Origin of the sequence: Pseudoalteromonas sp. MMG024, from assembly GCF_021654175.1 — a bacterium.
Classification (GTDB): domain Bacteria; phylum Pseudomonadota; class Gammaproteobacteria; order Enterobacterales; family Alteromonadaceae; genus Pseudoalteromonas.
Genome location: NZ_JAKFZO010000012.1, coordinates 85,280 through 108,088, shown reverse-complemented (window position 1 = coordinate 108,088; position 22,809 = coordinate 85,280). Strand labels below are relative to the sequence as shown.

Here is a 22,809-nt window from a genome sequence, read left to right as displayed (position 1 = left end):
ATATTAATGCGTCTGTTAACTCAACTACTTATTTGCTTAATCAGTCTTCAGTTAATAGCGTGCAGTAGCAGAAAAACGCCGGCGCCGGTTGCGAACCTTTCACCTGGTAAGAGCAGTTCGCAACAAAAAATTAAAATTAATGGAAGTAGCTATAAAGTTAAGAAAGGTGAAACCCTTTACTCGATCGCTTTTAGATCAAACAAAGACTTCCGTGATCTCGCTAAGATCAATGGCATTAAAGCACCTTACACCATATTTCCAGGTCAAATAATACACTTAGTATCACCACCTAAACGTTCAAAAAAGGCTAAAAAATACACGGTCACTAGTAGCAAGTCCACCAAAAATAAACAAAAAAATAACAATTCATTAAAAAAACCACTTGATCAGAAAAAACAACAAGAGTATGTTGAAAATCAAGCCAGTTTAAAAAAGCAACAAAAGATGGCGAAAACATCTGGTAAGTTGCGCTGGTATTGGCCTGCTAAAGGTCGTATAGCCCGCAAGTTTTCGGGAAAAGAAAACGGCTATAAAGGAATTCTAATAAAAAATAAGTTAGGGACTAACATTCTTGCAGCAGCAGACGGTATTGTTGTTTATGCGGGAAGTGCGTTAAGAGGGTATGGCAATTTAATCATAGTGAAACATAATGATGATTATCTAACGGCATACGCTCACAACCAAAAAATTTTGGTAAAAGAAAAGCAAAAAGTTACAGCTAGGCAAAAAATAGCCACTATGGGTAACTCTGAAGCTAAGTCGGTTGGACTGAGGTTTGAAGTAAGATACCGAGGTAAATCGGTTAACCCATTAAGGTATTTGCCACGCTAAGTTAGTTGGGGCGCGAACGTGTTTTAGTGTTTAAAGGTCACTGAATGACTCGGGAGGATGCTTATGGGACGCACAAAGAAAGAAAATAGTACAGAACTAAACGTTGATATGGATGTTAAAGACGAGGTTTTGGAAGAAATTGAAGAAACAGAAGACGAAATCTTCGCAAAAGAAGAAGTTGTTAAAAATTTAGATGCTACACAACTTTATCTCGGCGAAATTGGCTTTTCACCACTACTAAGTGCAGAAGAAGAAGTATTCTTTGCACGCAAAGCTTTACGAGGATGCGAAGCATCACGAAAACGCATGATTGAAAGTAATCTACGTTTAGTGGTCAAAATAGCGCGTCGTTATAACAATCGTGGGCTGGCACTATTAGATCTCATCGAAGAAGGTAATTTAGGCCTGATCAGAGCGGTAGAGAAATTTGATCCCGAACGTGGATTTAGATTTTCTACATACGCAACTTGGTGGATCCGTCAAACCATTGAACGTGCGATTATGAACCAAACACGCACGATTCGCTTACCGATCCATGTTGTTAAAGAGCTTAATGTTTATTTACGTACAGCACGAGAATTAACACAAAAGCTTGACCATGAACCAACCGCAGAAGAAATAGCAGAGAAGCTTGATCGCCCTGTTGAAGATGTGAGTAAAATGCTGCGTCTTAACGAAAAGATCAGCTCTGTTGATACTCCAATCGGCGGTGATTCAGATAAAGCGTTATTAGATATCATTGCAGATGAAAAGGGACGTGGTCCCGAAGGTGAAATTCAAGACCAAGACATTCACAATAATATTGTGCATTGGCTTGAAGAACTTAATGCGAAACAGCGTGAAGTGTTAGCACGACGCTTTGGATTGCTTGGCTATGAACCTTCTACGCTTGAAGATGTAGGTAAAGAAATTGGATTAACACGCGAACGCGTAAGACAAATTCAGGTTGAAGCGTTGCGTAGATTAAAAGAGGTGTTAACACACCAAGGCTTGAATATTGAATCGCTATTTAGAGCTTAATAAATAGCGACCAGTTAAAAATAAAAAACCGCTTATTATCAGCGGTTTTTTATTTAAATAATTTAGTATTTATTTAAAGCAAAGCTCAGTTTGATTAGTATTTTCTATCGACTGATAACTTAGCAAGTGCAATTAATGCATCTTTATACTCTGAATTTGGTAGTACAGAAAGGTAGTTAATTGCTTTTTCAGCTTCTTCTTGTGCTTTTTGCATTGTGAGTGACAAGGCATTAGTTTCATCTAAAATAGCTAATACTTTATCTAGGTAATCTTTGCCATCAGCTTTTTCAATTGCACCTCGGATCAATTCAGCTTGCGCTTGTGATCCATTTTGCATTGCATAGATCAAAGGTAATGTTGGCTTACCTTCTGCGAGGTCGTCACCGATTGATTTACCTAGTTCAGCTTGGTTTGCGCTGTAATCGAGCACATCATCGACGAGTTGGAAGGCGGTACCAAGGTGCATGCCATAAAACTTTAATCCGTTTATTACGTTTTCATCTTGTTCTGTAATAATGGCAGCCAGTTCAGTTGCGGCTTCAAATAATTTTGCCGTTTTACTGTAAATGACCTGCATATAGCTTTCTTCGCTAGTATTAGGGTCGTTACAATTCATTAGTTGCAGCACTTCGCCTTCAGCAATAACGTTCGTTGCATGAGCGAAAATATCCATTACTTGCATCTTATTGAAGCCAACCATCAGCTGAAAAGCACGAGTGTAGATAAAATCACCAACAAGCACGCTGGCTGCATTGCCAAATTCAGCATTAGCTGTTGGGTTTCCGCGACGTAGAAGTGATTCGTCAACAACGTCGTCGTGTAAAAGTGTAGCGGTATGGATAAATTCTACGATGGTTGCTAAACGAATATGCTCATTACCTGTGTGTCCTAACGCTTTTGCAGCGAGGATTGAGAGTATTGGGCGAATGCGTTTGCCACCGCTATTGACAATATACAGCCCTAATTGATTGACAAGCGCAACGTTCGATTGCAGTTGTTGTTCGATTAGTTGATTAACCGCCAACATATCTTGTTCTGTTAAGGCTTGGATCGCTTTTATATCCATGGGTCTCCAACAAGTAAAGAGGTAAGATCCGCTGATTTGCGGGGATTGTACACTATTTTTGGCACTGAGTAGAATCAATATTTTATGTAAAATAATAGTTTTCTACCGCGCTTTAATTAGGTAGAATTGTCGCCATTAATATTAAATTTTTTAGTGTGCCTTACAACACGCAACATATTTAGTCTTTTTTATGAAAATAGGCTTGCGCTACGCTTAAGTTTCGCGTAGACTTCGCGCCCTATCGAAGATTATTAAGTTGCGTCGATTTGAGGGCGCAGAACGGAGTTAATTATGTACGCGGTTTTCCAAAGTGGTGGTAAACAGCACCGTGTGACTGAAGGTCAAACGATTCGCCTTGAGAAATTAGAGGCTGAAACTGGTGCAGCAGTAGAATTTGACAAAGTATTACTTGTTGCAAACGGTGAGAAAATCGAAATTGGTGCACCTTTCGTTAATGGCGGTAAGGTTACAGCTGAAGTTGTATCTCATGGTCGTGGTGAGAAAGTTAAGATCGTTAAGTTTAGACGTCGTAAGCATTCTCGCAAGCAAATGGGTCACCGTCAGTGGTTCACTGAAGTTAAAATCACTGGCATTAACGCTTAATTTAGAGGTACAGAAAGATGGCACATAAGAAAGCAGCTGGTAGTACTCGTAACGGTCGTGATTCAGAAAGTAAACGCCTAGGTGTTAAGCGTTACGGTGGTGAATCAGTTTTAGCGGGTAACATCATCGTTCGTCAACGTGGTACTAAGTTCCACGCAGGTACAAACGTAGGTATGGGTAAAGACCACACTTTATTTGCAACATCAAACGGTAAAGTTCAGTTTGAGCAAAAAGGTCCTTTAGGTCGTAAATACGTAAGCATCATCGCTGAGTAAACCCTAAAAGTTTTAAAAAGCCCCGCAACTGCGGGGCTTTTTTTGTTTCTTGATTACGCACAACCCGTTTGTCTTGGTATAATAAGTACATTCTAGGCTGTGTAAGGCTAAATATATGAAATTTGTAGATGAAGTTGAAATTCGCGCTGAAGCTGGTGACGGTGGCAGCGGTGTAGTTTCATTTCGCCGAGAAAAGTTTGTACCAGACGGCGGTCCTGATGGTGGTGACGGTGGTGATGGCGGCAGTGTCTTTATTGAAGCCGATGAAAACCTAAATACACTTATTGACTATCAGTTTGAACGCTTTCACAAAGCAGAGCGTGGCACAAATGGTGCTGGCCGAAATATGACTGGTAAAAAAGGTGAAGATCTCACTTTAAAAGTTCCTGTAGGTACGCGTATTGTTGATGTCGATACTGCGGAAGCACTAGGTGATTTAACGCAACATGGTCAAAAGATTATTGTTGCCAAAGGTGGTTTTCACGGACTTGGTAATACTCGTTTTAAATCAAGTACTAACCGAGCTCCTCGTAAGAAAACACTGGGTACGCCAGGTGAAATTCGTAACTTACGTTTAGAGTTATTATTACTTGCTGATGTTGGCTTATTAGGCTTGCCAAATGCGGGTAAATCAACCTTTATCCGCAGCGTATCTGCGGCAAAGCCAAAGGTTGCTGATTACCCATTTACTACCTTAGTGCCAAATCTTGGTGTGGTTAGGCCAAGCCAAAATCAATCGTTTGTAATCGCTGATATTCCAGGATTAATTGAAGGTGCTGCTGAAGGTGCAGGCCTAGGCATTCGCTTCTTAAAGCATTTAGAACGCTGCCGTGTTCTTCTGCATATAATCGACATTATGCCTGTAGATGGTTCTGATCCTGTTGAAAATGCTTACACAATCTTAGGTGAGCTAGAGCGTTACAGCCCAGCACTCGCTGCAAAACCTCGCTGGTTAGTATTTAACAAAATTGATTTGTTGTTAGATGAAGAAGCAGACGAATTGTGCGCTGAGATCGCTGATGCGCTTGAAGCTGAAAAAACCTATAAGATCTCTGCATTTAACAAAATTGGTACAGAGCAGTTGTGCTTCGACATTATGCAGCTTTTAGAAAGTATGCCTAAAGAGAAGTTTGTTGCTGAAGAAGAGCCACAAGAAGTTGAGTTTAAGTGGGATACATACCATGAAGAGTCAATATCTGATTTTGGAGATGACGATGATGACGAAGACTGGGATGAAGATGATTACGACGTAGAAGTCGTCTATCAACGATAATAAAAGGTGCTTGCGCACCTTTTTTTATATTTAATAAAAAAGTACTAATGATAAATAACTAGGTTAAAAGTATTAATTTCTTATGAAGATTTCAATGATAGCTGCGATGGCTAATAATCGTATTATTGGTAAAGATAACGATATGCCATGGCACCTTCCTGCTGATCTAAAGCACTTCAAATCGGTCACTTTGGGCAAACCTGTCATTATGGGACGCCGTACATATGAGTCGATCGGTCGTCTATTACCAGGCCGATACAATATTATTATCACGCGTAATCCAGAGTACGTTGTTGATGGTGCGATAATGGCTGAAAGCCCAGAGCATGCGCTCTCTTTGGCCGGCGATGTAGATGAAGTTATGATTATCGGCGGCGGTAAAATTTACTTAGACTTTTTAACCCGTGCAGATCGACTATACTTAACGCATATAGATTTGGATGTTGATGGTGATACACAGTTTCCTGACTACGAAGCTGTGGCAGATTGGCAGGTGCTAGAAACCCAAAGCTTCGCACCGGATGAAACCAATCAATATCATTACCAATTTGTTATTTATAAGAAATTAGGCTTAATTTCTTGAAGATGATTTAACTTGTTGTTAGAATTGTTGCAATTAAATTAAGTATAAAGTGCTACTAGGGTTGCTGTACCATGAAATTATCAACATTATTATTTACTCTATCTGTATCTTCGGTTGCATTACTAAGCTCTCACACAGTAAATGCAAATGAGCAATTAGCTGCTAGTATTTGTGACTATGTAGGTGCTGATGATAAACGCCGTATTCGTAAGAAACTTAAAGAGTCACGTGTAAAACTGCGTAATGTTTATGCGGGCATTAGTTGCGGTGGTAATAACCTAATTCGCCACGCCATTGTTAATGGCGCAGATGGCGCAGGCGAATATATTGTTAAACAGATACCAAAAAGCGATTTAGCAGCAGGTGGCGATGTAGCGTGGGCTGATGCAAATGGTCATTCAGGTTCAGCTGTAATTGCTGCGTTAAAAGATCGTGCGGGTCTTTAATACAGTTTTTAATTAGTTTTCCCCTTTGTAAAAGCCAGCTTTAAGCTGGCTTTTTTGTTTTTACGTTATCCTCTTAAAGTTTAAAGCCTGGCTGTGTAGTTAAAAGTAATCTTTAAGGAATAGAAAAAGAGGGGAGTTTAAACGTTTGAATCTCAGTTATTTTGATCTTTCATCTTGAATAACAGACTCGATTAAGTCGTTATTCTTAAGTTTTGCTGCATCTCTGAAGACCAACTCTATGCTCGCACATCAGGCTGACGATTTATTTAATCTTGTACAGCCGTTACTTAGTTAAAGTTACTTGTTAATTTTAAAAAGAGTTTCGTTTAGATATTAAAAAGGCCCACTGATTAGTGGGCCTTTTTGTTTTTGAAAGTGTGTTAATAGCGTTACACTTTAAACTCTTCTACAGAGAGTCTTAGTTCCTCTGCAAGCTTCGCAACTTCACTTGCTGACGCTGATGTCTGGTTTGCACCCTCAGCTGTTTGTTCGGCTATTGCAACAATTGACTCTAAGCTTTCACTGATCTCTTGTGATACTTGATGTTGCTCGCCTGCTGCTGTTGCAATTTGTTCACTCGCATCGTGTGCTTGTGATACTGCTTGGGTGATTTGCTCTAGTGCCGAAGCAGCTTGCTCAGACTGTTCAACACATGAATCTGCTTGCTGTTGGCCTTTTGCCATTACAGATACTGCTTCTTCTGCACCACTTTGCAGTGATTCAATCATAGCCTGAATTTCTTGTGTAGATTCTTGGGTTTTGCTTGCAAGTGAGCGTACTTCGTCAGCTACAACTGCGAAACCACGACCCTGCTCACCAGCACGCGCAGCTTCGATTGCAGCGTTTAGTGCAAGTAAGTTTGTTTGCTCTGCAATCCCTCTAATTACATCTAAAATACCGCCAATTGATGCGCTGTCTTGATGCAATTTATTAATAACCTGAGACGCTCCAGCCACTTCACGAGCAAGTTGTTCAATAGTAAGCTTGTTATTACTTGAAATTGTTTTAACGCGCTCAGCTTCGTTATCAGCTTGTTTAATTTCATGTAACGCATCTTCAGCGCTTTGAGTAACTGATTGTGAGGTGCTGCTCATCTCAGTCGTTGCCGTTGCCGCTTGTTCAACCTGCGCTCGTTGACTTTCAATTGCTTGGCTAGATTCAACTGTTACGGCTGATGTTTCCTCAGAAGCCGCTGCAAGCTGTGTAGAACGCGAAATAATACCTTGAATTAAGTTACGTAAATTGTCGGTCACGCGGTTTAGGCTTTTCGCTAATTCACCAAATTCGTCTTTATTGCTATCATCAAGGCGCATTGTCATATCGCCTTGCGCCACGTTATCAAGCACTTTGTTGATTTCTGATAACGGCTTCGTGATACGTTGAACTGTTAAAAACGCAATAACAATCGCGATTACAGTGGCAATGATCATACCTAACCATGTCCACAGCTCAGCTTTTGACACGCTGCTCTCAACTTCTTTTCTAAGCTCTACAACAAGCGTATCCGAAAGAGAGGTCAGTTTATCCAGCTGAGAGCTAGCAGTATTGGTGTCTTGCTCTGCAAGTGATAAGTTAGTAGCAGCTTCTTCAAGTTGTCTAATATGATTTTGCTTTACGTTAGCGAGTGATTTACTACCTTGGCCGTTTTCTTTCACAACCGCAAAATAGCTTTGGAAGTCTAGGTGTAAGTCTTCATCTGTTTGCTTAAAGGTTTCTGAAAGTAGCTCGATATTGCGCTCAATATCAGCAAGGCTGTAGTTTACTTCGTTTGATAAGGTTTCTACTGTTGCTGAATTTTTAATATTTTTAAGATCTGTACTGTTGCTAACAATGCTAAGAAGTGCATTTTCAATATTCGAAACGGCTTGGTATAAGCGTTGTGAGTTGTCTTCTAGCTCAGCGCTATCGCTTAAATCTAGAACGACAGTGCTGGCATCTTCTGCGGCAATTTCCAGCGTCTCTAACTGCGTTGTTAAACTGCTTTCAATTTGCAGTGCAGTAGTCTTATTGTTGATAAGGTTTTGTACACGCCCCACAAAGCTATTGTACGTTTTATCAACAGCTGAGGCGGCGTTTGCCAATTGTGCATCGCTGCTAACAACTTGTTTTAGACGTTCATTTGATTTATCAAAATCTTCGGCTGCAGCGCGGTACTGGCTTACTAGCCCTTGTAACTGGTTGCTGTTGTCACTGTAGTAAACTTGTAGTGCAAGCGCTTGCATTTTATTAAATGAAACCTGAAGCTCATTCGTCGCTCTGAGCGCAGGAATAGAGAGGGTATTAACATGGTTAGATGAATTGCTAATGCTATTGATTCTAACAAGTGAGTTGATACCAATGGTGATCAAAAGTAGGGTGATTAGAATAAATCCACCCCAAATACGTTGGCTGACAGTCAACTTCATATTCATTCCTGTTTACTAATTGCCGGCAAAATAAGTAAGCCTCTGAGGGCTTTTGTTATTTATCGACATACATGGATACAACTTTAGTTCAATCTAACAAACTCGTAACTTTATTTCAGTATTTATAGCTGAATAGTTAATTGTAGTATTTAAAATACAACTTAAGTATTGCTTTTATGTTCTTTGTAGTTATTGCAATAATGTTTTTTCTTTGATTTTAGCTCAAGTAAAGTCATATGCTCGCCCCAAACACAACCGGTATCAAGGGCAAATAGATTTGGATAAGGTGTTTGCCCTTTTAATGCAGCCCAATGACCAAAGCAAATATTAATATCTGAATGGTTATTTGCATTCACATCAAACCATGGAAATAATTCGGGTGAATTTTGGCTAGCAGGTCCTTTATGCGCAAAGTCCATTTGCCCATGTTGATTAACAAAGCGCATACGCGAAAATGCATTTACGGTGTAGGTAAAGCGCGACAGTTTATCATTAGCTTGTGAAATGCAGTTAACGCTGTTGCCATACATATTTGCTAGGTAAAACAGTGCATTGTCACCTTGGTATTTTTTTTGTGCTTTAGCACAAAGCTCAAGTGCGTTTTGCAATGATAATTGGGGATTTAATCCAGCGTGGGAAATAAAAGTATTATACTTTTCAAGCCATACCGCGAGCGGTTGTTGTCTTAAAAACTCAATGTAAGTAGGTAGCTTTTTTGCGTTGAATAAGGCTTGTAAATTATCTTTTGGGTTGGGAGTGTTTTGTGTGAAGTACGTCGCTAGTAGATGTAAATCGTGATTGCCTAACGTTATTGTTACACTGCCTTGCTGAGCAAAGAGATACTTTAAACACGCCAGTGAATCTGGACCGCGTGCAACAATATCGCCAACTAAGTAAAGGTGATCGCGGCTTGGGTTAAAATCTACCGTTTTTAATAACGAGGTAAATTCGTTAAAGCACCCTTGCAGATCACCAATTACATATTTAGCCATATTTGCTTAATTAATGTAATACAACATCACTAGCTAGGCGAAATACTTCAATCGGGGCTTGGTATTCAGCACCAAACTCGTTACGCATTTGGTAATAACCTTGCATTGTACCGATTGGGGTATCTAATACTGCACCTGATGTATAGGTGTAGCTTTCACCAGGTCCAATTGTTGGTGTTTCACCAACCACACCTTCACCTTCAACTTCGGTTTCTTTACCGTTAGCATCGGTAATCAACCAGTAGCGGCTAAGCAATTTTGATGAACATAAACTATGGTTTTTGATTGTTACGGTATAGGCAAAAACGTATTTATCTTTTTCTGGCTCAGACTGACCATCAACATAAAACGTTTCTACCGATACTTTAATTGGAGAATTACTGCTTGTTGTCATAAATCCAGTTTGCAATCTTTACAAAAGTATCTAGAGAAAGGTTTTCGGCGCGCAGCTTTAAATCTAACCCTAAGTTTTCAATTTCTTCAGGCGTTAATAAATTCGATAAACTATTACGAATTGTTTTACGTCTTTGGTTAAACGCTTCTAAGCATACCGTGTTAAGGATTTTAGTGCTCTTTGCCTTTAATTGATCTGGCGATTTCGGGATCAGGCGAATAACCGCTGAATCCACTTTAGGTGCAGGTTTAAAGCACTCTGGTGGCACATCAATAACAGGCATTGCATGACAATAATACTGTGTCATCACACTTAATCGGCCAAAGGCCTTGCTGTCAGGGCTCGCAACCATGCGTTTAACCACTTCTTTTTGCAGCATAAAGTGCATGTGCTCAATATTTTGATAAAACTCAAATAAATGAAACAGAAGCGGCGTTGAAACGTTATAAGGTAAATTACCAAATACCTTAAGTTTGCGCTCATCATTAATTAATGACGCAAAGTCAAACTGCATGGCATCACCTTGATGCACAGTCAGCTTGTCGGCAAGAAATGGGTGATGAATCAAGCGGTGAGCAAGATCTTTATCGAGCTCAACTACCGTTAAATGGTCTGTTAGCTCTGCCACAGGCTCTGTAATTGCGCCAAGGCCAGGACCAATCTCAACGAGCTTGTCGCCAGGTTTTGGATCGATTGCAGTTACGATCTTATCGATAATGCTTGTATCGTGTAGAAAGTTTTGACCAAAACGTTTTCGGGCGCGGTGCCCTAAGTGTACTTTATCATTCATCTATTGTGCGCTTTTACTTGCCATTTCAATTGCTTTAGAAATTGCTAATTCGAAACTACCCACGTCGGCCTCGCCAGTTGCGGCTAAATCGAGAGCGGTACCATGATCCACAGATGTGCGGATAAACGGTAAACCTAGGGTGATATTAACTGAATTACCAAATCCTTTGTATTTTAACACAGGTAATCCCTGATCGTGATACATTGCAAGCACGGCATCGGCATCTTTTAGGTATTTGTCTTGAAATAACGTATCCGCTGGCAGTGGGCCAACAAGGTTAATGCCTTCATTTCTAAGCTGATCTAGCGTTGGTGAAATGACTTCGATTTCTTCTCGGCCTAAGTGACCATTTTCGCCTGCGTGCGGGTTTAAACCACAGACATAAATTTTTGCTGATTCAATGCCAAATTTAGTGGTTAAATCATGATGCAAAATACGCGTCACTTTGCTTAAACGGTCTTCAGTAATTGCTTTAGATACATACGCTAAAGGAATATGCGTTGTTACTAAAGCAACGCGCAAGCCCTCGGTAGCGAGCATCATTACAACATCAGGCGTATTTGATTGCTGAGCAAAAAACTCAGTATGACCACTAAATGAAATACCTGCTTGGTTAATAATGCCTTTATGCACAGGGCCTGTGACCACAGCAGCAAATTCACCTTGCATATTGCCATCAGAGGCATATTTCAGCGTATCAAGTACGTATTGTCCATTGGCGTCATTGAGTTCGCCAGCAATCACGTCTTCTGCTAATGGAATATGCTTAACTGTTAGGTTACCTGCATTATGCGGTTGAGCCGCATTATTTGGCTGATATTCAATTAGTTGAATATCAATGCCAAGTAATTTTGCACGTTGCTTTAACAGATTTTTATCAGCAATTACGACAAGTTCTGCAGGCCAATCTTGTTGGGCTAGCTGTAAAATAAGGTCTGGCCCAATACCTGCCGGTTCGCCCGGTGTAACTGCAATACGTAATGTCATAACTATTCTTCTACAACTTCAATATAAGCTTGTTCGCGTAATTCACGCTGGAACGTAAAGCTTTCTTCTTTAAAGCGACGATTAAAAATCATTTGGTGCGCGCGGTTTTGTTTAACAAGCTCAGTTTTGTCTGATACGCGACGGTCTAATAATTCCATAATATGCCAGCCGTATTGGGTTCTGAATGGCTCACTGAGTTGGCCTTTTTCTAAACCTAATGCGGTTTCTTTAAATTCGCCTACCCAAGAGTTCGGGTCTGTCCAGTCATATTCACCACCGTTTAATGCTGAACCTGGATCTTCAGAATGCTCTTTAGCTAATTCGCCAAAGTCAGCATTACCTGCTCTTAAATCTTCAACAAAACCTGCGAGCATAGAGCGCGCTTTTTCTTCCGATACAATAATTGATGGCTTAACAAGAATATGACGTACTTTTAGCTCCACCGCTTCAACAACTTCAACACCACGTACATCTTGTAGTTTGACGATGTGGAAACCAGCGCCTGAACGAAGTGGGCCGACAATATCGCCTTTCTTATGGCCTTTTACCGCCTCAGCGAACAGTGTAGGCATTTCGTTAATGTTCATCCAACCTAATTGACCACCTTCAAGTGCTTTACCACCACCTGATGACGCAATTGCTATTTGCTTAAATTCACGACCTTCGTTTAGTAATCGAATAACGGCTTCAGCACGCTCTTTTTGTGTTTTGATATCGTCTGCAGTGGCATTTTCAGGGATCTCAATCAGGATATGACCGATATCGTATTCTTCGTTTGTCTGTCCTTGCTGCTCTAAAATACGTAGTAAGTTTTGTACTTCTTGTAAGCTTACGTATACGCGGCGTTCAACACTTGCACGCATAGTGCGGCTAGCAACCATTTCGTTACGAATTTCTTCACGATAAGTTTGGAAGTTATCTCCGCTAGCTTCTAGTGAGCGGCGCATATCGTCAAGGGTTGCACCTTGCTCACGGGCCATTTGTGAGAGAGTTTGGTCTAACTGTGCATCAGAAATACGTAAACCAATACGTTCACCCATTTGCAGTAACAGAGCTTGGTCAATAAGTTTGTCGATTGCTTGACGTCTTAGCGCCGTTTCTGAAGGTAGTTCCTGACCAGAATCTTTTGCACGGTTTTTAACACGGTTTACCAGTGCGTCTACTTCACTTTGTAAAATAACACCGTCGTTAACTTTTACGGCAACACTATCAAGTTCAGTAAGGCTGTATGCGCTTTGGCAGAAAGCAAGTAGGGCAACGCCCGCTGTCATTAATCGTTTTAACTTCATTGATTTTTTCTACTTACATATTAATTTGTTAGAAAGTAAGGTCTGCGATAACTAAAGATGCTTTGGTTGAGTAGTTTTTGCGCATCTAGACCCATTATAAATTTAATTTGAATACTCGAGTCAAATTTAGCTGATTCATTAGCAAACTGACCAACTGGTTTATTTAAGTCAGTTTCTATTTGTCTGCTACCAGATAATTGAATCGCCCAACAACATGATTGGTATTGTACACCAGTTAAAAACTCCACGCTGCGATCTGATTCTAGGTCGCGCTGGTAGCTCGAAACAATTTGCCATTGGTCGCCAATTGGGTAGCTAGCAAAAATACCAACTTGCTCAATTGTATTTCCTGAGACATTGTTTGCGTACCTATGGTTCAATTGAATTAACTCATTATTATCCCCTTTATAATCGAGGGTGAGGTGTGAGTTAACAAGGTCGCTGCCGTCAGTATCGTATTGCATACCTGCTGACAGGTACCAATTCTTGTGCCAATGTAGCATAGCTTCACTGGCAAATAACGAGTTATAACTCGCATTGTCGTCAATCTCAGACGGTTTAGCATCATCCGAGACGTAAAAGATTTGACCAATGCTGAAGTTAAATACTTCGTTATTTTGTTGATTAAATATACGTGTTGTTGCGCCTAAGGTAAATTGGTTTGCCGTAGCAATACGGTCTACGCCCGAGAAGCGTTGCTCGCGAAACAATCCGTGGAAATCATCTTGAAGCTTTACTGTATCGTATAAGCCGATATTTGACTGATCTTTTTCTGGAATAAACAAATACTGCGCTTTTGGTTCAAGTGTTTGTAGGCCGTTATCCACTAACCAATGCGTATCACGTTCAAAATTAATTTGTCCGTAAAGGCGTAGTTTAGGCAAGGTACGGTTTACGTTTTCCTCTAACTGAGTGCCAAGTAAATCACCTTGTTGATGGTAATTCGTTTGCAGCAAACTAACCTCAGATAAAAAGCTCCATGCGTAGTCGCTAATGCCGTAGCTTAGCTTAGGCTCTAAGTGAACACGGGTAGCTTTTTCAACCAGTGCTTCTTCGTTTTGAAAATGGGCAAATTCACCGTTTAAAGTAAAGTCGGCACCATAAAAATCAAACGCATTAACTTGGCTAAAGGTAATTTGGGGTAGTGCGCGATAAGATTCTAAATGATCACCAAGTACCTCAAAGCCTTGTAACTTCATATCGGTATGCCAGTAATCACCTAAATGAGTTAACTGAATAAGGTGATTAAGCTGGGTATCGGTACGATTAGCGTAGCTCGATCCCATATCGTTAATATAGTTATCATCACTGATATTTGTGATGTCGATTTGGCCTCGCCAGTTATCGTCAATTTTGCTGTATTGGCTTAGGTGCAATAAGTAACGACTGCCCAATTCAGGTTCAGAATCATCGCTATTAAGATACTCAATTGCAGCCATACCTTGGTGCTCTTCAGTTAAATAGCGAAACTCGGTTTGCAGCTGAAAACCCTGATTTGACATATAACGCGGAGTAATCGTCGCATCCATATCTGGCGCAATATTCCAATAAAACGGAGTTTCAATCTCTAAACCATAACGATTAGAGCTGGTAAATGTTGGTTGAATAAAACCAGATTTACGTTTATCCGATATTGGAAAGGTAAAATACGGTAGGTAAAACACCGGTGTGTCATACACTTTTAGTACAGCACCGTAAGTTTCACCCCAGCCTTCTTCTTGTGATAGTTTAATTTTTTTTGCATCCAGCGCCCACACAGGGTTATCGCTTGGACAAGTTGTAAAGCTGGCATCTTGCAAGAGTAAAAGTGATTGATTTACTTCAAGCAGTTTGGCCTCGCCGCGACCTGCTTGTTGAGTAAATTGGTATTTAGCGTCACCGAGAGATAACTCTGATGAGGTTAAGTTAGCAAAAAAGTGTTTTGACGAAATATAGCTGTTGGGATCTTGATAAACGATTGGGCCAATGGCATTGAGCATGCCATTTATTTTATCAAGTTCAGCGCTGGATGCGGTTAGACTCATCAGTGTCGAGTCCATCATCACGTTGCCGCTAAATAGCGCTTTGTTTTTTCCTGCTAATTCTACCTGATCTGCGTTAATCGCAAGCTGACCAACAGCAAGCCGGGAAGTAGACTGCCAGCTTAAGTTAGGATCGGTTTCGCACAGAGAAAACATATCTGAAGCACTGGCCAGAGGTGACATAAAAATCAGTGTCGCAAATATGCCAAAAGGGCGTTTCATTAATCAGATAACCTTGTGAAAAAGACCTTACTTACGTTTTATACTATGCGCTGTTTTTGTCAGTAAGCGAATTTTGGAGCTTACACTTAATTTTATATGGTTAAACAGCGGCATTTTGTTGCACCAAAAACTTGCTGCTTTGAGCATAATTTAAAGCGTACACGTAACTAAGCCTGTAATAATTTAATTTTAATGATTTCTCTCATTACTTGAACTGTTAATATACCATTGAAAAGAGAAAAATACTTGTGCAATTAAGCGCCATTTATAGTCTGTTAGCAAATGGCACAGGACAATGCACAATTTGTAATTAATTGTAGTTGGGGTTAAGCCTTGCATAACCAAATGTTTGATGCGTTTTTAACGCAAAACTTACCGAATTTAGAACAACAAAACGCATTCAAAGTTGAGCTGATTACAGGTGACGCGAGTTTTCGGAAGTACTTTCGTGTTTTTACTGATAACCACACTTATATCTTAATGGTATCGCCACCAAATTTAGTCGATAACGAACCCTTTATTGAACTGAATCAGTTGTTTAGTCAGGGCTCTTTTAAAGTGCCACAAATTCTAGCAGTAGATAAAGAATTAGGTTTACTGCTTATTGAAGACTTAGGAAGCACTCACTTTGCTGATTGTTTAGGGCAAGGGAGTGAACAGAAACTGTATTATCAAGCGATTGATATGCTGCCTAACATTGCAAAGTTAGCAAAAACCAACGCAATGAAGCCGTATGATGCAGCGTTTATCGATCTTGAACTAGAAATTTTTAATCACTGGCTAATTGAGCAGTTTTGTCAGATTACAATGGATACTGGCGCGCAAAAAACATGGCAGCAAGTAAAACAACAACTGATTAATGCGTTAGAAATGCAGCCTAAAGTGACCATGCACCGTGATTACCACAGTCGAAACTTAATGGTATGGCAACAACAGCTGGCAATTATCGATTATCAAGATGCGGTGCAAGGCCCGCTCACCTATGATTTAGTGTCACTTACCAAAGATTGCTATCACATTTTACCAAAGACGCTTCGTCAAGAACTTGTACGCTACGGGTTTGCACAGTACGAAAAAGCGGGAATGACAGTCGGTTTATCGTTTGATGATTTTGAACTCTTATACACCTTAACCGGTATTCAGCGTCACTTAAAAGCTGCGGGCATTTTTTGTCGATTAAGTATTCGAGATAACAAACAAGGCTATCTACCTCATGTGCTTGATACCATGCACTATGTTGTTGAAGCATGCGACGAATTGGCACATACATTTCCTGTCTTAGGTTACTTTTCACAATGGCTTAAAGTGAGTGTTTTACCAAGCTTAAAGGCAAAATTATGAGAGCAATGATCTTAGCGGCGGGGCGCGGTAAACGCATGATGCCATTAACGGCAGATACCGCAAAACCCATGTTAAAAGTGAATGGCAAACCGCTCATTGAGTACCATATAGAACGCTTAAAAGCGGCGGGTATTAGCGTAATTGTGATTAATTTGGCTTGGTGTGGTGAAAGTATTCGCAATACATTAGGCGATGGCAGCCAATTTGGCGTGAGTATCATTTATAGTGACGAAGGGGGAGAAGGTTTAGAAACTGCCGGTGGTATTATCAATGCACTCGATTTACTTAGCGAGACATTTATTGTCATTAACGGTGATATTTTTACTGATTATGATGCAACAAGTTTGACGCAAATTGCGCTATTGCCGCAACAAGCGCACTTAGTGTTAGTGGAAAATCCAGCACATAACCCAAATGGTGACTTTTCGTTAGAGCAAGGGTTTGCGTCAAGTGATAGCGATGCCGAAATAAAACATACATTTTCGGGTATTGCGCTTTACCATAAATCATTTTTTGCTAATACCAAGGCGGATTTTTTACCACTCGCGCCAATGCTACGAGAAAAAATGGCCGAAAAATTAGTGACCGCCGAACTGTATATTGGCAATTGGCAAGATGTCGGCACACCTGAGCGATTAGCCGAAATTAACCAACAGGAGTATTAAACTAAATGTGGGGAAAGTTACTAGGTGCAGGGTTTGGCTTTTTATTTGGTAAATGGTTTGGCGCAATTTTAGGTCTTTATTTAGGCCATTTATTTGACCGCGGTTTAAAGCAAGACTTTAATAAAGCCGGTGGCTTTCAAGGCTTTTTCGACAATAGCAGCGTCTCTGAAAAACAAGCGTTATTTTCTTATACCTGTTTTGCCGTAATGGGTCATATTGCCAAATCGAATGGTCGCGTTAACGAACAGCATATTAGTGCCGCGTCTCGTTTTATGGATGAAATGGGGTTAACTGACGACGCGCGCCGCGATGCGCAAAACGCATTTCGCAGTGGAAAACAAGCTGACTTCCCTTTTAAATCAGTACTTAAAGATTTTCGCGACCGCTTTTCAGGTCGTTATGATTTAATCCAATTGTTTCTTGAAATTCAAATTCAAATGGCATTTAGCGATGGCGAATTAAGCGATAAAGAGCGTGATTTACTTAAGCAAGTAAGTAAATACATTGGCATTAATAGTACTCACTTTAAGTTTATTTTAAAGCGTTATATTGCGGAATTTGAGTTTCACCGTTACCAACATACAAAGCAAAGTCAGCAGCAATCTTATCGCTCGTCAACGAACAAAGCGCAAGATACGGCATTAACAAAAAGTGCAGCACTACAAGTGCTAGGGTTAGATAGTAATGCCGATGAAAAAGCGATTAAAAAAGCTTATCGTAAATTGATGGCTCAGCACCATCCAGATAAATTAGTGTCGCAGGGATTACCACCTGAGATGATGCAGCTCGCCAAACAAAAAAGCCAAGATATTCAAGCAGCATATGAATATTTAAAAGCGAAGTAGCATGCTAGGCTTAAAAAGCTGAACTAGGGGGATTAGTTAAATACCTAACCAGGTTAAAAAGCCATATATTTCTTTAGATAAGCGCTGATGTTGCTGCTCACTGGATTGGTTGCCAAATAAAGCGCGTTGGCGATAGTTTAATTTATGGTTACGTCGTGCAAGTTTTTTGCGCTGTACCATTTGTTGGTTAAGCCAATGGTTTTGGCTTTGATAATAAATATCGAGCGTTGGCCATGGGGTCGTAGTGATGGTTTGGTTTAGTGACTTGTTTTTCTGCGCTTCGTTATAAAAGCTATTAAGCAAAATCAGTGCATCAATTTGTTCCGATGTTTGCTGATTTAGATAACTATTCAAAATTGCGCCGCTTTGTCCTTGTGTTATCACAATTACAAAACCCGGGTGAGTTAGCGCTTGTTGATACATGGCTTTAAAACGACTGGTTAAACTAAGTGTGTAGGCGTCGAGGTCGGGCTTTTTAAATTGCGATAAACTTGGCGCAACGCTTACGTTATCATTATCGGGCAATTCATCATTATTTATACGTGGGCTACTACCTGCGCTAATGCTGTAAGTAACCCATCCATAATCATTTAGTGATTTACGTAAAAAGTCGATGCCACGGTCATTCGATTGGGTTAAGTGCCAATCAGCAATTAAGATCGCAACACCCTTTTCAAATTCTGCCGTGTGGTCTCGGTACAAGGCTGTTAACTCATTGTCGCCAGCCATTACTGTTACAACCTCTGAAGGTTCGAAGTAGTGGGACACATCTTGATTGTTTTGCAGCTCTTTATTGATAGGTGCGAGCCACTCAACATCCTTAGCTTGCGTTAAGAACGCGCTAACAAGTAACAAACAAACTGTAAGGTAAAATTTAGGCTTCACACGCATGATTTGATTTTGACTTTTTAAGCTTATCGACACTCTAAGCTAATATTTTAGTTAAAAATCAGGATCGCTATAAAAACTGAGTTGCTGTTTTGTTACAGGGTGAGTGAAGCTTAAGTATTGCGCATGAAGTTGTAATCTTGTCGCCATAGCAAGTGCGTCGTCGAGCGCATAAAGACGATCGCCTAAAATCACATGACCTAACGATAACATATGTACACGCAACTGATGTGAGCGACCGGTGATTGGCGTTAAGGCAACACGCGTTGCATGTTCTTCATAGCTTAACACTTCATAGTGGGTAAGAGAGGGTTTTCCACGTTCATGATCCACCATTTGTTTTGGTCGGTTTGGCCAATCGCAAATTAACGGAAGATCCACAGAACCTGTTTCTGGTTCGAGTTTGCCATAGACGCGAGCGATATAACGCTTTTTGGTTTCTCTGTCTTGAAACTGGCGGCTTATTTCACGGTGCGCCGCTTTATTTAGCGCAAGGCAAATAATGCCTGAGGTGGCCATATCAAGGCGATGCACTATGGTTGCTGTTGGAAATACTAAATTAACGCGGTTAATCAGGCTGTCTTTGTGCTCAAGCGCTTTGCCCGGCACGGTCAATAAACCACTGGGTTTATTAAGAATGATTAGGTCATCATCACGATATAAAATATTGATGTATGGCGAAGTTGGCGGGTTATAGTTTAACAGCACAGTGATTCCAGCAAAAAAATGGGGCTTAATCTAAGCCCCATTTTAAAGCAATTATAGTTAGTGAGAAACCACTATTAAGCGGATTGCATCAAGCTTAAGCTCTGCTTTTTCAACATGCTCAAGTAATTGTGACTTTTGCTTTTCCAAATAAAACAGCTCGTCTTCACGTACGTTCGGATTAAGTTGTTTAAGCGATTTTAAGCGTGCTAGCTCATCATCTAAGTTAGTGTTTACACTTTCTTTAGCACTTTGCTTTAGTGTGTCTAATTGACTTTGTGCTAGTTTATTTGCCGTTTCAATCATTGGGTGAACGCTTGATTGCAGCGCTGAGGCAAGCTTGCTAGCTGTTTGTTTACCAACCGCATTAAGTTGCTGATTAAACGTATCAAACGCCACATTCGCAGCTAAATCATTACCGTTTTTATCAAGTAATAAACGCACAGGTGTGGTTGGTAAGAAACGACCCATTTGCAGTGCTTTTGGTGCGCTGGTTTCTGCAAGGTACACTAACTCAACAAAGAAACTTCCCGCAGGCAGTTGCTTGTTTTTAAGTAACGCAACGGAAGTAGTGCCGAGATCATCATCAATAATCAATTCCATTGCACCTTGCACCATAGGGTGATCCCAACTTAAAAAGTGTACATCTTCTTGTGCAAGTGCGGTGTCGCGGTCAAAGGTAACGGTTAAACCTTCGTCACGTAAACATGGGAACGATGGCGTTAGCATATGTTCAGTTGGTTTTAGAACAATTGAGTTCTCACCGCGGTCTTCTTGTGAAACACCGAAAATATCAAACATCTTGATCATAAACATAGGCAGTGCAGTTTGGTTATCAAGCGATTCAATATCGCTTACCAATTGCTCTGAGCGGCCTTGGCCTTTTGAATGTAGTTCAAGTAATCGGTCGCGGCCTTGCTCCATTTTTTGCTTTAACGCTTGGTTTTGCTTGTTTACCGATTCAAGTAATGGATCAAGCTCTTCCTCGTCGGTGTTATGGCTTGCCACGAACTCCAATAATTCATCTTTGTATTCTGAATACAGTAGTTGCCCTGTGGTTAATGTGTGTTCAAATGCTTCTAGCGCATCGTGGTACCAGCGGAATAATACTTCTTGCGCAGTGTTTTCAAAGTACGGCACATGAATTTTAATGTCTTCGCTTTGACCAATACGGTCTAAGCGTCCAATTCGTTGCTCAAGTAAATCAGGGTTTAGTGGTAGATCAAATAAAATTAGGTGGTGGGCAAACTGGAAGTTACGTCCCTCTGAGCCAATTTCAGAACAGATTAATACTTGCGCCGCATCTTCTTGCTCGGCGAAGTAGGCTGCTGCGCGGTCACGTTCAATAATGCTCATACCTTCGTGGAACACCGCGGCTTTAATACCTTCACTTTCACGAATTGCTTGTTCTAAGCTCAGTGCTGTTTGCGCTTCACTACAAATTACTAATACTTTTTCGCGTTTTAGCTCAAGTAGTTTCTCGGCTAACCATTCAACACGTGGGTCAAATTGTGCCCAACTAGCAGATTCACCTTCAAACTCTTGGAAAATCTTTTCTGGAAATAATGCACGTTTAGCGCGCATTTCCGCATCTTTTAAACCCGCAATATTACCCATTACATTCATTGCTGTAGTGTATTGTTTCGGCATCGATACAGGGTAAGCGTGTAGCTCACGTGATGGGAAACCCTGGATGCTACTACGGCTGTTTCTGAACAAAATGCGGCCTGTACCGTGTCTGTCGAGCAGCATTGATAGAATTTCATTTTTAGCCGCTTGCTCACCTTTTTCAACTTGGCTAAGCAGTGTGGTGATATCACTTTCTTTTAATAGTGATGTAAGCGTTTGTTTTGCGTTATCACTTAAGGCTTCATCAGCTAATAGCTGGTTTGCCGCATCAGCAACTTCTTGATAGTGGCTTTCTTCTTCCACAAACGCTTGATAATCGTAGAAACGGTTTTCATCAAGCAGTTTTAAACGAGCAAAATGACTTTCGTGACCTAGTTGATCAGGCGTAGCGGTGAGTAGAATTAAGCCCGGAATGTCTTGGCTTAGTTCAGCAATACGGTTGTATTCTGTGCTTGATTTCTTTTCGCTCCACTTTAAGTGGTGCGCTTCATCGACAACAAGTAAATCCCAATCGGCAAGTGTTGCTTGCTCAAACCAAGTTTTCTTTTTCGTAATAAATTCAAGGCTGGTTAGGATCAGCTGTTCAGTTTCAAACGGGTTTGCTGCATCGGCATAGGCTTCTGTACAGCGTTCATCATCAAAAATTGAAAACTGTAAGTTGAAGCGACGCAGCATTTCAACTAACCATTGGTGCTGTAAGTTTTCAGGCACCACAATAAGCACGCGTGAAGCACGACCTGTAAGCACTTGTTGGTGAATAATCATACCGGCTTCAATGGTTTTACCTAAGCCAACTTCATCTGACAGCAATACACGCGGGGCAAAACGTTTGCCCACTTCTTCAGCAATATAAAGCTGGTGTGGAATTAGGCTTGCGCGCGCACCGACTAACCCTTTTAAGCTTGATTGTTGGTTTTGGTGAACATGGGTAAGCGTGTTATGACGCAGAGTAAAGCGATCAAAACGGTCAATTTGCCCTGAAAACAGTTTATCTTGCGGCTTATTAAACTTAATAAAGTGGTCAAGAAAGGTTTCTTTAAGTGCGACTTGTTCTTGATTGTCTTCGCGAGTGCCAGTGTAAGTAAACAAGCCATTTTCTTCGTCAACCTGCTCAACTATGAGTTCCCATTCGTCAACGCTACGAATTTTATCACCTACATTAAATGCCACTCGGGTAACAGGTGCTTCAGAAATACTGTAAACGCGGTTCTCACCACTGGCTGGGAATAAAATAGTTACTTGGCGTCCTTCACAGGCTACTACCGTACCTAAGCCTAAGTCGGATTCGGTGTCGCTGATCCAGCGTTGACCTAAAGAAAAGCTCATTTTTAACTCGCTACTATCGAAAAAAGGCGGCTATGTTACCTAGATTTCTCGTTGGATTCACCTGTTAATTTAGAACTCGTGAGGTTAATACCTATTCGCCGCTTTAATGTTTGTAATTTAGCCAGAATTTTGCACTTTTTTTGTCATAAAAAAGCCAAATTCCTGAAATAGACTAAACTTAAAAGTAAAGCAAAAACCATAAACCCGCCAGCT

At 40.7% G+C, this 22,809-nt stretch carries 21 protein-coding genes; 10 read left to right on the top strand and 11 right to left on the bottom strand.

Annotation, left to right across the window (positions count from 1 at the left end; all coding sequences use genetic code 11):
- The first annotated feature begins 6 nt into the window (after positions 1-6).
- Both L1068_RS13185 and rpoS read left to right on the top strand, forming a co-directional pair.
- Entirely contained in the window at positions 7-831 is an 825-nt protein-coding gene (locus tag L1068_RS13185) for a peptidoglycan DD-metalloendopeptidase family protein (protein WP_237130645.1), read from the top strand.
- Positions 832-894: 63 nt separating this feature from the next.
- Positions 895-1,851 (top strand): RNA polymerase sigma factor RpoS, encoded by a 957-nt coding sequence (gene rpoS, locus L1068_RS13180; protein ID WP_237130644.1) that lies wholly within the window; start codon positions 895-897, stop codon positions 1,849-1,851.
- A gap of 94 nt (positions 1,852-1,945) precedes the next feature.
- Here rpoS and ispB read toward each other — a convergent pair whose 3' ends face one another.
- Positions 1,946-2,917, bottom strand: a complete 972-nt coding sequence (gene ispB, locus L1068_RS13175) for an octaprenyl diphosphate synthase (RefSeq protein ID WP_237130643.1) — start codon at positions 2,915-2,917, stop codon at positions 1,946-1,948.
- A gap of 291 nt (positions 2,918-3,208) precedes the next feature.
- On the opposite strand from ispB, the gene rplU reads away from it, so the two are divergent.
- The 5 genes from rplU (at position 3,209) to L1068_RS13150 (ending at position 6,097) form a co-directional block, all read left to right on the top strand.
- Complete coding sequence (gene rplU, locus L1068_RS13170; RefSeq protein WP_010560932.1) at positions 3,209-3,520, top strand: 50S ribosomal protein L21; 312 nt, start codon at positions 3,209-3,211, stop codon at positions 3,518-3,520.
- 17 nt (positions 3,521-3,537) lie between these two features.
- Entirely contained in the window at positions 3,538-3,795 is a 258-nt protein-coding gene (gene rpmA / locus L1068_RS13165) for a 50S ribosomal protein L27 (RefSeq protein ID WP_010560931.1), read from the top strand.
- A gap of 115 nt (positions 3,796-3,910) precedes the next feature.
- Positions 3,911-5,068 carry an Obg family GTPase CgtA gene (gene cgtA, locus L1068_RS13160; protein ID WP_237130642.1) on the top strand — a complete coding sequence of 386 codons (1,158 nt, stop codon included), beginning with the start codon at positions 3,911-3,913 and terminating at the stop codon, positions 5,066-5,068.
- 82 nt (positions 5,069-5,150) lie between these two features.
- Positions 5,151-5,651 (top strand): type 3 dihydrofolate reductase, encoded by a 501-nt coding sequence (gene folA, locus L1068_RS13155; protein WP_237130641.1) that lies wholly within the window; start codon positions 5,151-5,153, stop codon positions 5,649-5,651.
- 71 nt (positions 5,652-5,722) lie between these two features.
- Complete coding sequence (locus tag L1068_RS13150) at positions 5,723-6,097, top strand: DUF3718 domain-containing protein (protein WP_237130640.1); 375 nt, start codon at positions 5,723-5,725, stop codon at positions 6,095-6,097.
- 389 nt (positions 6,098-6,486) lie between these two features.
- Here L1068_RS13150 and L1068_RS13145 read toward each other — a convergent pair whose 3' ends face one another.
- From L1068_RS13145 to lptD, 7 genes are all read right to left on the bottom strand, one after another.
- On the bottom strand, positions 6,487-8,502 hold the full coding sequence (locus L1068_RS13145; protein WP_237130639.1) for a methyl-accepting chemotaxis protein: 2,016 nt from the start codon (positions 8,500-8,502) through the stop codon (positions 6,487-6,489).
- Positions 8,503-8,663: 161 nt separating this feature from the next.
- Positions 8,664-9,494: a symmetrical bis(5'-nucleosyl)-tetraphosphatase gene (locus L1068_RS13140; protein WP_237130638.1), complete on the bottom strand. Its 831-nt coding sequence runs from the start codon at positions 9,492-9,494 to the stop codon at positions 8,664-8,666.
- A gap of 10 nt (positions 9,495-9,504) precedes the next feature.
- Positions 9,505-9,888, bottom strand: coding sequence for a Co2+/Mg2+ efflux protein ApaG (gene apaG, locus L1068_RS13135; protein ID WP_010560925.1), 384 nt, complete (start codon positions 9,886-9,888; stop codon positions 9,505-9,507).
- A complete protein-coding gene (gene rsmA, locus L1068_RS13130) occupies positions 9,872-10,678 on the bottom strand; it encodes a 16S rRNA (adenine(1518)-N(6)/adenine(1519)-N(6))-dimethyltransferase RsmA (protein WP_237130637.1) in 807 nt (268 codons plus the stop codon). Before rsmA ends, apaG begins: the two co-directional genes overlap by 17 nt.
- Complete coding sequence (gene pdxA / locus L1068_RS13125) at positions 10,679-11,665, bottom strand: 4-hydroxythreonine-4-phosphate dehydrogenase PdxA (RefSeq protein ID WP_010560923.1); 987 nt, start codon at positions 11,663-11,665, stop codon at positions 10,679-10,681.
- A gap of 2 nt (positions 11,666-11,667) precedes the next feature.
- Positions 11,668-12,954, bottom strand: coding sequence for a peptidylprolyl isomerase SurA (gene surA, locus L1068_RS13120; RefSeq protein ID WP_237130636.1), 1,287 nt, complete (start codon positions 12,952-12,954; stop codon positions 11,668-11,670).
- A 20-nt stretch (positions 12,955-12,974) separates the two neighbouring features.
- Entirely contained in the window at positions 12,975-15,131 is a 2,157-nt protein-coding gene (lptD, locus tag L1068_RS13115; RefSeq protein WP_237130693.1) for an LPS assembly protein LptD, read from the bottom strand.
- Positions 15,132-15,530: 399 nt separating this feature from the next.
- Here lptD and L1068_RS13110 point away from each other — a divergent pair, with 399 nt between their 5' ends.
- Genes L1068_RS13110 through djlA form a run of 3 tightly spaced genes read left to right on the top strand, consistent with a single transcriptional unit; the run spans position 15,531 to position 18,048 of the window.
- The gene (locus tag L1068_RS13110) at positions 15,531-16,538 is read left to right on the top strand and encodes a phosphotransferase (RefSeq protein ID WP_237130635.1); all 1,008 of its coding nucleotides are present in this window, start codon (positions 15,531-15,533) and stop codon (positions 16,536-16,538) included.
- A complete protein-coding gene (gene murU, locus L1068_RS13105) occupies positions 16,535-17,203 on the top strand; it encodes an N-acetylmuramate alpha-1-phosphate uridylyltransferase MurU (protein WP_237130634.1) in 669 nt (222 codons plus the stop codon). The genes L1068_RS13110 and murU overlap by 4 nt, the downstream gene beginning before the upstream one ends.
- Positions 17,204-17,208: 5 nt before the next feature.
- Positions 17,209-18,048, top strand: a complete 840-nt coding sequence (gene djlA, locus L1068_RS13100) for a co-chaperone DjlA (RefSeq protein WP_237130633.1) — start codon at positions 17,209-17,211, stop codon at positions 18,046-18,048.
- Positions 18,049-18,084: 36 nt separating this feature from the next.
- Here the strand turns inward: djlA and L1068_RS13095 are convergent, their stop codons facing one another.
- Genes L1068_RS13095 through rapA form a run of 3 tightly spaced genes read right to left on the bottom strand, consistent with a single transcriptional unit; the run spans position 18,085 to position 22,596 of the window.
- Positions 18,085-18,933: a DUF3530 family protein gene (locus L1068_RS13095; protein ID WP_237130632.1), complete on the bottom strand. Its 849-nt coding sequence runs from the start codon at positions 18,931-18,933 to the stop codon at positions 18,085-18,087.
- A gap of 57 nt (positions 18,934-18,990) precedes the next feature.
- Positions 18,991-19,644, bottom strand: coding sequence for a bifunctional tRNA pseudouridine(32) synthase/23S rRNA pseudouridine(746) synthase RluA (rluA, locus tag L1068_RS13090; RefSeq protein WP_237130631.1), 654 nt, complete (start codon positions 19,642-19,644; stop codon positions 18,991-18,993).
- Positions 19,645-19,701: 57 nt separating this feature from the next.
- Positions 19,702-22,596 (bottom strand): RNA polymerase-associated protein RapA, encoded by a 2,895-nt coding sequence (gene rapA / locus L1068_RS13085; RefSeq protein ID WP_237130630.1) that lies wholly within the window; start codon positions 22,594-22,596, stop codon positions 19,702-19,704.
- Between the last annotated feature and the right edge of the window lie 213 nt (positions 22,597-22,809).